This window comes from Streptosporangium sp. G12 (genome assembly GCF_052983175.1).
In genome coordinates, this window is the sequence record NZ_JBRIQO010000034.1 from 15,226 (window position 1) to 27,010 (window position 11,785).

10 protein-coding genes are annotated in these 11,785 nt (G+C 71.1%); 3 read left to right on the plus strand and 7 right to left on the minus strand.

Features of this window, described 5'->3' with window-relative positions:
- Nucleotides 1-102 precede the first annotated feature (102 nt).
- Nucleotides 103-1,047 (plus strand): acyltransferase domain-containing protein, encoded by a 945-nt coding sequence (locus ACVCAG_RS38805; protein WP_440085714.1) that lies wholly within the window; start codon nucleotides 103-105, stop codon nucleotides 1,045-1,047.
- On the opposite strand, the gene ACVCAG_RS38810 is transcribed toward ACVCAG_RS38805, so the two are convergent.
- Nucleotides 1,044-1,169 carry a hypothetical protein gene (locus tag ACVCAG_RS38810; protein WP_440085713.1) on the minus strand — a complete coding sequence of 42 codons (126 nt, stop codon included), beginning with the start codon at nucleotides 1,167-1,169 and terminating at the stop codon, nucleotides 1,044-1,046. The genes ACVCAG_RS38805 and ACVCAG_RS38810 overlap by 4 nt on opposite strands.
- Nucleotides 1,170-1,366: 197 nt before the next feature.
- Here ACVCAG_RS38810 and ACVCAG_RS38815 point away from each other — a divergent pair, with 197 nt between their 5' ends.
- Nucleotides 1,367-1,825: a hypothetical protein gene (locus ACVCAG_RS38815; protein ID WP_440085712.1), complete on the plus strand. Its 459-nt coding sequence runs from the start codon at nucleotides 1,367-1,369 to the stop codon at nucleotides 1,823-1,825.
- Between the two features lie 229 nt (nucleotides 1,826-2,054).
- Here the strand turns inward: ACVCAG_RS38815 and ACVCAG_RS38820 are convergent, their stop codons facing one another.
- The 6 genes from ACVCAG_RS38820 to ACVCAG_RS38845 form a co-directional block, all read right to left on the minus strand.
- The gene (locus ACVCAG_RS38820) at nucleotides 2,055-2,693 is read right to left on the minus strand and encodes an HD domain-containing protein (RefSeq protein ID WP_440085711.1); all 639 of its coding nucleotides are present in this window, start codon (nucleotides 2,691-2,693) and stop codon (nucleotides 2,055-2,057) included.
- A 213-nt stretch (nucleotides 2,694-2,906) separates the two neighbouring features.
- Complete coding sequence (locus ACVCAG_RS38825; RefSeq protein ID WP_440085710.1) at nucleotides 2,907-7,178, minus strand: CHAT domain-containing protein; 4,272 nt, start codon at nucleotides 7,176-7,178, stop codon at nucleotides 2,907-2,909.
- 2 nt (nucleotides 7,179-7,180) lie between these two features.
- Entirely contained in the window at nucleotides 7,181-8,104 is a 924-nt protein-coding gene (locus ACVCAG_RS38830) for a hypothetical protein (RefSeq protein WP_440085709.1), read from the minus strand.
- 2 nt (nucleotides 8,105-8,106) lie between these two features.
- Nucleotides 8,107-8,487 carry a hypothetical protein gene (locus ACVCAG_RS38835; RefSeq protein ID WP_440085708.1) on the minus strand — a complete coding sequence of 127 codons (381 nt, stop codon included), beginning with the start codon at nucleotides 8,485-8,487 and terminating at the stop codon, nucleotides 8,107-8,109.
- 769 nt (nucleotides 8,488-9,256) lie between these two features.
- On the minus strand, nucleotides 9,257-9,904 hold the full coding sequence (locus tag ACVCAG_RS38840) for an NUDIX domain-containing protein (RefSeq protein WP_440085707.1): 648 nt from the start codon (nucleotides 9,902-9,904) through the stop codon (nucleotides 9,257-9,259).
- A 29-nt stretch (nucleotides 9,905-9,933) separates the two neighbouring features.
- Entirely contained in the window at nucleotides 9,934-10,326 is a 393-nt protein-coding gene (locus tag ACVCAG_RS38845) for a hypothetical protein (protein ID WP_440085706.1), read from the minus strand.
- Between ACVCAG_RS38845 and ACVCAG_RS38850 the strand changes: the two genes are divergently transcribed.
- Nucleotides 10,217-11,503, plus strand: a complete 1,287-nt coding sequence (locus tag ACVCAG_RS38850) for an MFS transporter (RefSeq protein WP_440085705.1) — start codon at nucleotides 10,217-10,219, stop codon at nucleotides 11,501-11,503. The two genes, ACVCAG_RS38845 and ACVCAG_RS38850, sit on opposite strands and share 110 nt — an antisense overlap.
- Nucleotides 11,504-11,785: the final 282 nt, after the last annotated feature.

The following is an 11,785-nucleotide window of genomic DNA, read 5'->3' on the forward strand; positions in this document are numbered from 1 at the left end:
AGGACGGCGCTTACCGGCGGCGGGGGCGCCCCCCGCCTCCACGCCTCCACGCCTCCACGCCTCCACGCCTCCACGCCTCCACCGGACGGTAGGATCATCCGCGTGGATCTGGACGCCACCGCCGCCCGGCTCGGAGTACCCGTCGAGGACGTCGACCGCGTGCACCGGCTCGCCGGCGACCGGCCGTCGGCTCCGCTGCCCGCCAAGGCCGACGCCCCCGCGATCCTCGCCCGGCTCGCGGTGCGGCCGGACGACGCCGCCGAGATCATGGCGGGCTGGCCCGACCCCGGCTCTCCACTGTGGACTCCGGAGCTGCGCTGGCTGCTCGACCGTTCGATCGCCCTGGTCCGCGCCGATCTCGGGGGCCACGGCTGGCTGTCGCCCGGTCCTGAGCTGCCGCGCGAACGGGGCTCCGCCTGGCGGCATCTCTACGTGTACGCGTACCTGGCCCTGGTCGACGTCGTCACGGGGTACCACCGCGACCACGGCATCGCCGATGCCGTGTCGTGGGTGAGCCTCGCGGACCTGGGCCGCAACCTCGCGATCGACCGGCGGATGAACCGCGAGGGCTGGCCGGTCATGCAGAGCTGGCTGACGCTGCACGCGCGCGGCGCCATCTACGAGCTGGGCCGGCTGCAGTACCACCGCGGCGGCACCGTCATCGACCTGCACATCCCCGAGTCGGGGCCGATGACCCCGGAGGCGGTCGCGGCGTCGCTCGACGAGGCCCGCGCGTTCTTCCCGCGTCACTTTCCCGACGAGCGCTACACGGCGTTCTCCTGCGGCTCGTGGCTGCTCGACCCGCAGCTGCTGGAGTACCTGCCCGAGGACTCCAACATCGTCCGGTTCCAGCGGAGGTTCGAGCTGGAGCCCTACGAGGAGCCGGAAGGGCTGGACGCCGACGTCGAGGTGCTGCGGTTCGTGTTCCGCACCCTGACCACGCCGCTCGACCGGCTGCCGCGCCGCACCGTGCTCCAGCGCGCGATCGTCGACCACCTGAAGGCCGGCCGCCACTGGCGCATCCGCCGCGGCCACCTCCCGATCTAGCCACACCCCTGGCGCTTGACCGTCTCGGAGCCGTCGTCGTCCGTCACGGTGCGCTGCGGGGTGATCGTGCCGCCCGGTGCGGGTGGCCGGCCGCCCGCCGTCAGCACGCCGGTCGGTTTCATGGGCTCGTCAACGGTGCCGGACACCGGCCCGTCCAGGGTGAGGGCGGAGCTGTGCCTGGAGGAAGCCGTTGCCGGCGACCGTCTGAGCGCGCGTTCGAGGGGCGGGGCCCGCTACTTGCCGTGCGGGCCGAACCGGATGACGCGTACGGCACCAAACTGCGCGCGACCGCTCATGGACATCGATAATCTTGGCCGTCATGTCCTCGTTGATGATGAACAGGCGAGTTGTCGGACTGCTTGCAATGGCCGTTCTGACCCTTGCCGCCTGTGGCGGCACTGACAAGGCGGCGTCCACGTCACCCCCCGCCGCGACTTCCCCGTCGAGCCAGTCGCCCACGCGATCCTCCGCGCCCCAGATGAAGACTTACGAGGTCACTCTGGAGGTGAACGGCAAAGGCAGGATCTACCAGCCGATCGCGTATTTCGCCGACACCAACGGCAGCGAGTCGAATGTCACCCTCCCGTGGAAGAAGACCGTGACAGTCGAACTCACCCAGGCCGAACAGAAGGTCGGCTACCCGGTCTCCGTCATCCCCGGCGCGGTCCGTGACTCCAACCGCATGCTCAAACCGGCCAGGTGCCGCATTCTCGTCAACGGCAAGGAGGTCGCCACCAACGACGGCGGCGAGGATACGTGTAAGTACACCTTGAAGTGAACCGAGCTCGTTCCGCTCCGACCCGCCGCCTCGCACGGCAGGACACCCCGCCCGCCCTGGTCAGGGACATCCCCGCCGCCCGGGCGCCCGCCGGAGGAACGGCGGGAGACCGGGGGCCCTGGTCGGGCGGGCGCGGGCGAGCGGGACGAACGAGGGCACGACGTCCGGGACGATGTCCGTTGTCGAGGTGGCTCACACCGTTCGTCGCGCGGCCTCGTACGATGTCCCGTCAGCTCGGCCAGGGCGAGCCGACGATACGCTCGACCGTCGTCGTGCGCCGGAAACCGGGGACGAAGTGCTCGAGCACGTCGGAGTTCACGGTGCCGTTCGTGGTCTCGGGGCGGTTCTTGAGCCCGTCGACGTAGGCTCGCAGGAACTCGGTCTTGAAGTCTCCTCGCGGGTGGACGGCGAGGATTTCGCCCAGCTGATCGTGTTCCAGTTCGTCCAGGCCGAAGCCGAGCACGTCGGTCAAGACGCCAAGGTACGTGGTCGCGATTTCCGGGGCCATCCGGTCGGGGATGCCCGGCGTGGTGTGCAGTGCGATCGCCGTCCAGACGGTCTCGGCGGCGGCCGTGGAGAAACCCCGGTCCAGGAGGAACTCGCGCGCGTGGTCGGCGCCGTCGACTTCGAAGCGCTGCTCGACATCGGAAAAGGGAGTCAGGAGGCCGGTGTCGTGGAACATGGCCGCCACGTAGAGCAGCTCCGGGTCCGGTTTCACGCCGAGCCTGCGAGCGTGAACCAGGCCGAAGAAGAAGACCCGCCGGGAGTGGTGGTAGATGAGGGGACTGGTCGTCTCCCGGATGAGCCCGGTCGCCTCGGCGACCGCCGCTGTCTCAGGAATCTCCAACCCCGCGATGACCTCTGGCATGACCTCTGACTTTCCAGGAAGTGCGTCGACGGTGGGAGTGTTCGTCCGATTTCCATGCTGCCCACCGATCGGCGTGCGGCGCCGCCTTCGTTCGGCCAGGAATCCCCTATATCTGGACAAGGCAAAATCGCACCCGGTTGCCGGTGAAACTGGACGCGCGAGACCGGGTGCAACTGGTCATCATCGCGTACGAGACCGGGCTGGTGCCGTGAGTCAGCCACCGTGAAAGGCGAAGGCCGCCCAGTGAACGGGGTGGGCGAAGGGGATGGCGTCGGGGTCCTCGAAGGCCAGGAGACGGCGCAGGGAGGGGACCTCGGCCGGGTACCAGTCGGTGAAGCGGGTGAGGATGTCCGTGGTGGTGGCGGCGCGGAGCCACGACTGGGCGGCGCGCAGGGCCTCGGCGGGTGGCAGGCCATCGGTGAGCCACCGCCGGAGCGTCGCCAGGACGACGATCATCGACGGGCCGTCAGAGATCTTCCACGCGGTGGCGAGGACGGAACCGGCTCCCGCCTGGAGGAGACCGGTCGAGAGGCTGATCACCTCGTCGAGGGCGGAGACGTCGGGGAAGGCGGTCTGGCAGCCCGAGGCGATGACGAGGTCAGCGGTCAGCGGCAGGGCGAGGAGGTCGCGCAGGCTGAGGACCTCGTCGTGGGCGAGCAGGAAGCCGTTGTCGGCGACGGTGCGCACGTCCGTGGTCGCGTGGCAGGAGAACAGGACGAGCCGGGCCGACGGCAGGTGGGCACGGACGGCGTCCTTCCCGGCGGCCGGACCGTGGAGGGTCACCGTGTGTGGCAGGAGGGCGGCCAGGCCCCTGCCCTCCAGCTCGGAGTAGGGCAGGCGGTCGGCCGTTACGGGTTGTGGATCCGCCACGCTCAGGGCCGAGCTCGGCGGGCGAGAAGTCGCGGGCCGTAGCGCGGCGTTCGGGGCGTAGCGGATCGTGGTGGTGTCGAGGGCGTATCGGCGGACGCCGGGAGCGTCCGGGTCGGCCGTCCACGCGGCGTGCAGGGGAAGGAGCGTCAGGCCACCGGTGGGGACGAGCGTCAGAGCGGCGGGTGTTCCGACGGTGTCAAGAACCGGACCCATGATCGTTTCACCGAGCCAGCCGGTGGTGTCGTCGAGGACCCGCGCCCAGCGGTCGTCGTCCTCGGAGACCAGGGCCGTGGTGTACTCCAGCGCCCGGTCGAGGAGGGCCGACCCGCCCCAGGGGAGGTGGAGCGCGCATCTCTCTCCCTCCGGGGGCGTGATCACGGCCAGGCACTCCTCGCCCGAGGGAATCAGGTGCACCAGCGGCAGCCTCGGTTCTCCGTTACGGGGGGACCCGGCGAGGGCCTGGGCGAGCAGCCGGGTCCGACCGGTCTCGAGGACGTCGATCGCGGCGTCCAGGTCACCCGCCTTGACGAACGCCGACGCGGCCGCGCCGGGCACGCCGGAGAGCTCCCGTAGCCACGCCTCCTGGTGGTGGCGGGTGTGCTGGATCGCGAACACGTCGTTGAAGCCCGCGACGCAGGCCGCGTACGCCTCGGCGGCAGGCCGCCAGGACTCCCGCGCGCTCAGCAGGTCGCCCCGTTTGCGGTTGGCGCGTGCCCGGACGGCGGGATCGGCGAACAGCGCCGCGGCGGCCAGCTCGGCCCCGGCCTCCTCGTCGTCGCCCCGGGCGGACAGCAGATCGGCCAGCGCGAGCCGCAGGCGTGCCCTGACCTCGTCCGATGGGGCGACCGACAGACTCGCCCTGGCCGAAGTGACGGCGGCGTCGAGAACACCCGCGTCGCGGTCCTGGGCGGCGAGCAGACCGGCCAGGTTGGCCAGGTACTGCGCCCGGTAGGGGGCGGTCGCGGGCAGGAGGTCGACCGCCTGGCGGATCGCGGTGATGGCGGCGGCCAGCAGTTCCGGACGCTCCTCCGTCTCGGCCTGCAGGCGCAGCGCACTGCCCAGCGCGTTCAACATGACCGCTTTGGGGGTTCGCGGCAGCTCTCGGGCAGTCGCCTCCCGGAGCAGGGCGGCCGCGCGATCGAGGTCGACCCGGCGGCCGAGAAGCTCGTACCGGGTGATGAGCGCGGTGCACAGGCCACCGATGTACTGGGAATCGGCCCGGCCCGACGATCTGATCGCGTCCTCGTCGAAGCGCACGCATTCGTCGAGGGCCGCGGCGTCGCCGGTGGCCGTGTACACCTCGTGCAGGACCCCGGCCAGCTCGAAGCCGAGCCGGGCGGCCGGTCCGGGGATCGTGGTGGTCGCGAGCCGGTTCCGCAGCAGGGACTCGGCCTCGTGGAGGTCCTTCAGCCGGGTGGAGCCGGTCGCCCGCAGGCGCAGGGCGCCGCCGAGCCGGGCGGTCCGATACACCGCCTCGATGTCGTCGCCGGTCCCGGCGAGCGCCCCCCGGAGCAGGACGATCGCGTTGTCGAGGTCTGCCGGGAGCCCGTACCGCAGATAGCGGTCGACGAGCCGGTCGCCGAAGCCGGCCAGCGCCGCCGGGTCGGGGCCCACCTCGGCGACGAGGCCGCGCAGATCCGCGTCGGTGGTGGCCGGGTCGTGCGCGGCCAGCTCGTACCGGTCGACGGCGAGTTTCAGCAGCACCGAGGGCCTTTCGGGGTGGTCCACCGTGAGCTGGCCAAGAGCTTCGGTCCGAAGGTGCGCTGCTTCCCGGAGCAGGGTCACGTCGTCGGTGGCGCGGTAGAGCATACTGAGCGCGTCGCCGAGTTCCTGGGCGTACTCCCAGCGGTCCGGTTCGTCGGGCGGAGACGCGGTGAGAGCCTGCCGGTAGACGTCGACGGCCTCGCGCAACGTCTCGACGTCAGGCACCTCCCGGTAGCGGTCGCAGAGCCGCGCGGCCCATCGGATCAGCCGCTCGGACGTCGCCTCGTCCCGGACCAGTGCGGCGTTGATGTCGATGACCTGGTCGAGGTCCTCGAGCCGGTCGAACTCCAGATACCGCGTGTGGAACGCCGACGCCAGCCGGTCGAGGAGCTCGATCCGCTCCTGATGCGAGTTAGCGCTGGAGACCGCGACAAGGAGCGCGTCGACGATCCGGTCGAGCGCGGCGCGGCGGTCGGCGGCGGAGGAGTCCTCCGCCAGCGCGACGGCGACGACGCGCTGAGCCTCCGCCATCGGATCGTCGGGCCGCACGCCCGGATCGCGGACCTCCCGCAGAGTCCGGCGGACCGCGCGGTAGTGCTCGCGGATGGCCGCCCCGGACGGGACCCGTGCGAGCGCCTCCTCGATCATCACGCGGGCGGCGCCGTACTGGCCCGTGTCGATCAGCATCTCGGCGAGTCGTCCTCGGACGTAGTGACCTTCCGGGTCGAGGCGTACCGCCTCGCGGCCGGTTCCGATCGCGGCGGTCAGGTCGGCGGGGTCGCGACGACGGCGGTACCGGGCCAGCAACGTCAGGCTCAGGTTCGCGACGTAGGTCGGGTAGAGGGCGTCGGGGCGCGCCTCCTCGGACGCCGCCAGGCGGCAGGCGGCGATCGCCCAGTCGAGGGTCACGTCGTCGTCGCGGAGCTCCGACAGGTCGCGGAGGGCGTTGCCGAGGCTGTTGAGGAACAGGAACCGGTGGGGCGAGCGCGGTCCGGCGGTTTTGACGGCCGTGCGCAGAATCGGGACGGCCTCCTCGATCCGGCCGAGGACGTGCAGGGACTTGCCGAGATTGGCCAGGTAGCCGGGCCGTTCCGGATGGTCGAGCGGGGTGTGGTCGCCGAGGGTCCGGTTGAGCGTCACGCCGCGTTCGGCGTCGCTCGTCCGTCCGGTGCGCTCGAACCGGTCGGTGTAGGCGTTCGCGAGTTCGTGCAGGTGCAAGATACGGACCTCGTCGTGGAGGCCCGGCCACTGCGGGTGGAGGAGCAGCCGCTCGCCGTCGTCGATCGCGGCGTCGGCCACCGCGGGTTCATGAGCCGTCCGGCACAACCGGCCGAACCGCTCCGACAGTTCGCGGACTCGGCGCAGGGCGGCTTCGGGAGGGATGAACTCGTCGGGATGGAACACGCCGCCCGCCCGCAACCCGGCCAGGTAACGCCGGACGCGGTGTGCCTCCCCGAACCTGCGATAGACCTCGAGCGCGGACGCGAACTCGGTGAGGGCCGCGTCGACCTCCGGTCCGAGAATCTCGGGATGGGCCGCCAGGATCGCGGCCGCGCGGTCGGCGTCGGAGGCGTTGAGGAGTTCCTCCAGCGGCCCGTACAGATGGGACACCGTGGTCGGGACGCCCAGCGGCAGCCCGTCGATCGGCAGGCGGGGCGTCTCACGCGAACCCCTCAGGCGCAGCGTCTGAACCACCCAGGACAGGTCCGTCATCCAGGTGACGGCCCTGGGGTCCTGGCCGGGCTGGGCGCGCGTCTGGCGCAGCGCCACCAGCAGGAGCCTTTCCAGCCGCTCAAGGACGTCGGCGGGCTCGTCGGCAAGGAGCCGCCCCACCTCCGGCCAGGACGGCACCGGACCGCGGATCAGCCGCCAGGCGATCCGGCTCGCCCGCGTCCACCCCCGCACGTCCACGTCTAGCCCTTCCGGGCGACGGTGAGCGCCGTACCACGGGTGAGGAAAGCGGTGATGCGCTGCCCGTCCTCCGGCTCCGCCCGGGTCTCCCAGGGCAAATCCACCGCCTCGTAGAGCATTCTGCGGTGCACGTCGAAACAGGACTGAAGCATGATCGCGTAGTCGGCCGCCGCGGATCGCAGGAGCCGGTGGGCCACGGCTGCGACGACGGCCGCGGCGAGCAGTGCCCACCAGGTGAGGATCGTGAATCCGGCCAGGGAGACCCCGACGGCCCACAGCCTCGCCATCTCGTCGAGCCTCGCGCGTGCCTGGCCGATGTCGGCGCGTGCCTGTTCCGGCAGCAGGATCCAGAGCCTCGGCCAGCACGCGACGACGTCGAGCCCGTAGCGGAGGCGGATCCTGAGCTCGGCCGCCCGCAGGAGATCCCCGAGCGCGGTCGGCATTCGCAGATGGGGCACCGCCGGGACGGCCGCCCGGCCCGCGTCGATCCGCGAGAAACGCAGGCGTTCCCTCGCGGTGAGTTCGTCGCGGCGCAGCGCGAGGTCGCGCCACCGCCGCGCCGCCCGCTCGATCCGGCGCCCGCGCATCCATGTCAGCGCCGCGCTGATCGGCCACGCCCACCGGGGCCAGTACCCTTCGAGCAGGCGCACCACCGGCAATGTGAGACTCTCCAGCAGCCGGGCCGATGCCAGGACGACCAGCAACGCCCCGATGAGCAGGGCGACCTGCGCGGCGGGCTCGGGGAACGCCGTCCGCCACTGCCGTTCCAGTTCCTTCCAGCCCGAGGTGGTTCCGGTCAGGCCGCCGTGCCCGTGCACCCAGGCCAGCAGCCCACCGCCCCACAGGACCATCACCGGCGAGGTGAGCAGCCCGGCCCACCTGTCGGCGACCTTGCCTCCGAGCGGCGTCCACACCGACGTGAACACCGTCACTCCACCCTGACCAGCGGGCCGTGTCCCTCTTCGCACGACGCGGGCACCGGCTCACCCACCTCGAACACGGGATAGGTGTACCCGCACTCTCCGCACCGGTAGACGATCGGCGCGGCGGGGTCGCCGAACCCGGGCGCCGCTGCGAATTCGGGCGGCCCGTCCTTCGGTACGGACCGCACCTGGGCCAGTTCCTCCCGCATCGCCGCCCGGGTCTCCTCCCGCCGCCCCAGGAGTTCGATGATCGCGTCCACGTTGACGATCGCCTGCGTCAGCAGGGCGGACAGCTGTTCCTCCACTCCGGCCGCATCCTCGCCCAAAAGGACGCCGAGCCGGGCACGGATCACCTGTGCCGCGGCCACGATCTCCTCGTCCCGCACGGAGGCCCCCTTCCTTGCGTTGATATCGGTTCGGGTGCGCCGCTCGTTTCAACTGGACCTTCACACCTGGCGGGCCGCTTCCTCCTCCGTGGGGTGATCTTGGCCGTGGCGATCCGCAGGACGGGCGGGGCCGTCAGGATGAGGATCGTGTACATCTCGGCCGTGAGCACGCCAGACGCAGCCCCACCATCGCGATCACGACCTCGATGTCTCCCCCGCGCGTTCATGCACGCCCCCAGCGCCACTCCATCCCACGACGACAGGCGGCCCGCTCGGACGCCGACGTAGGCGCCGGCGAACTTCCCGGCGACGGCGACCGCCACGACCGGCAGGGCCGCGCCCATGTCAAAAACGAGCTGGATCTCCTGCCGCACACGCGCGTCCTGCCATCTCTGCAAGGGCCCCAGACATTTCGGATGTCTGGCGTCGCCGAACATGGCAGCGAGGCTTGGGGCTGACCCGGGCACCGTCATTTTGATCAGCATCTGATCAGGTCGCCCGAACGACGTTCAAAGTGACAGTGCGATCCGAGCATGGTTCGGAAGGTCTCTGTGGCGAGGTGAGGGCATCGCTGCGTCGCCACCGCTTCTGGCCGTTTCGACGCTGGGGCGGGTCAGAAACAGGCGCCGGGAATGGCGGCGCCGAGGACGGGGCGGTGAAGGTGCTGCGGGGTGATCGTGACGCCGGTGACGCGGGTGGCGAGCGCCAAGGCCGCCGAGACGGGATTGTCGAGGGAGTCGTCGGCGGCCAGATCTACAGCAGATGGACGTCACGTGACGAGCACGGCGGTGAGCATCGAGAGATACGACTCATGGGCGAGACGCAGACTGTCAAGGTCGGACGTCTCGAACCACGCCACAGCGTCGTGCTCGTCCGGCGCGACGTTGACGGGTGTCCCGGTCCACCTGTCGACCAACCAGATCTGCATGTCGAACGTCGCGGTCCGGATCTCATGCATCGGCGGGCCGGACGGCTCCGATGCCGTGATTCCCAACTCCTCCCGAAGCTCGCGGACAAGGCTCTCTTTTGGATCCTCCCCCTCCTCGACATGACCGCCCGGCAGGTCCCACACGTCGGGATACCAACGGCGTCCGGCGCTTCGATGACACAGCAACACCCGATCGCCGTCGCGAAGAACGGCCGTCACGATCCGGACCGGACCGGAGTCGTCAGCGGATGTCGTCATCGGCACATTCTGACCCATGCGGATCTGCCGCAGACAAGGTCTGGGGACAGGTGTACGGGCGATCGCACGGTCCCGGAAGCGTCTGGTGAGGAACCCGTTCAGCTCCGCGACGTCAGCTTGACGCGCACGGTCCGTTACCACCGAAAGTGAGCCAGAGCCGAAAACCGTACAGTCCCGGCTCGCGGCGGAGATGCGTGCCAGGTCGCTCTTGCGGTGGGTGATGGCCGGCACCGGCGGATGCGCCTGCCGTGTCGGATCCGTCAGGACGCCGGAGCGAGCATGGCGCGGGCGGTCCGCTCCGCCTCGGGGGGCGCGGTGGCGATGACCGCGTCCAGGGTGGTGCGGGCGGTCTCCAGTTCGTGGATGGCGGCCTGGAGGCGGGCGCGTTCGCGGTGGAGGTCGAGCAGGAGTTCGGGGCAGTCGGCGATGAGTGCGTCGCCGTCCTTGCCCATGCAGGGCAGCAGGCCGGCGATGGTGGCGGTGGACAGTCCGGCGGCGAGCAGGTTGCGGATGTGGGGAGCGGCGGCGTTCGGCCTGGCGTCGGTGGCCGCCGCGTACGCTCCCAGCGCGGAGGCGCTGATCGCCGCTCGGGCGCTGCTCGGGATCGCGGGGGCGACGCTGATGCCCTCCACGCTGGCGCTGATCGGCAACATGTTCCGAAACGCACGCCAGCGGGGGACCGCCATCGGCATCTGGGCGGCGAGCCTGTCCGGCGGAGTCGCCCCGGGGCCGGTGGTCGGCGGGGCGTTGCTGGAATCGTTCGGGTGGGGGGCGGCGTTCCTGATCGCCGTGCCGGTGATGGCGCTGCTGCTGGTGGGCGGGCCACTGCTGCTCCCGGAGTACCGCGACACCACCGCGGGGCGGCCCGACCTGGTCAGCGTCGCGCTCTCCCTGGTCGCCATGCTGACGATCGTGTACGGCGTCAAGCTGCTGTCCCACGGGGGCGACCCGGTCCTGAGCGGCGGGATCGTTCTGGCTGGGCTTGTCGCCGGAGCGGTGTTCTGGCGGCGACAGCGCGGGCTCGCCGCCCCGGTGCTCGACGTGACGCTCTTCCGCAACCGCGCCCTCACCGGCGCCCTGCTCCTGCTGCTTTTGGGCCTGGCCGCCACCGCCGGCACCTACCTGTTCGTCACGCGGTTCCTCCAGGGAGTCCAGGGCCTGTCCCCGCTCGCGGCGGGCCTGTGGCTGGTGCCCTCGTCGGTCGCCATGATTCTCACCTCCCTGGCCGCCCCCATCCTGGTACGGCGGCTACCCGAGCGGGTCGTGGTCGCTGCCTCCCTGACGGTGTCGGCGGCCGGCTTCCTCCTGCTGGCCCTGCTCGACCAGGCGGCCGGGCTCCCCCTCCTGATCGCCGGCATCGTCGTCGTCTACGTCGGCCAGGGCCCGATCATGGCGCTGGGCACCGACCTTGTCGTCGGCTCCGCCCCGCCCGAGAGGGCCGGCTCCGCCGCGGCCATGTCCGAGACGAGCACCGAACTCGGCCTGGCCCTGGGCGTGGCCGTCCTGGGCAGCGCCGGAGCCGCCGTCTACCGCCAGACCGTGCCCGCCGCGCTTCCCGCCGGCCTCCCGCCGGAGGCGGCCTCCGCCGCCCGCGACTCGATCGAGGCCGCGGTCACCGCCGTCGCACATCTTCCGCCCGTTCAGGCGCAAGCCGTACTCGTCCCCGCCCGGGAGGCGTTCACCGCGGGCCTCAACCTCGTCGCCGGGATCGGCGCGGTCGCCTCCCTGGTCCTGGCCGTACTCGCCTCGGTGACTCTCCGCGGACAACCACCGGCCGCCGAACCCGAACCCGCGTCCGCCGAGACGGCGGAGGTTTCCGGCCAGGCCTGAGCCCGGTCGCGGCCGAGGCGAACGACTCACCCGGCTGCGGCTCAACCACCAACGTCGAACGCCGGGAGATGCGGCCAGATGCCACGGGCTGAACCTCCTGTCGTACACGCGTCCACTGCCATCCCCGATGACCCACTGCCAAGTCCACTGACAACTCGTGTGCCGTACTGACATCTGCAGGGGCTCCGGACAATTGTCTGGACCCACCGAAGATGACAGGAGGACCTGCTCCTGACCTGGACACTGTCACTTCGATGGGTGTCGAAATGTTAGTGCTCGCGT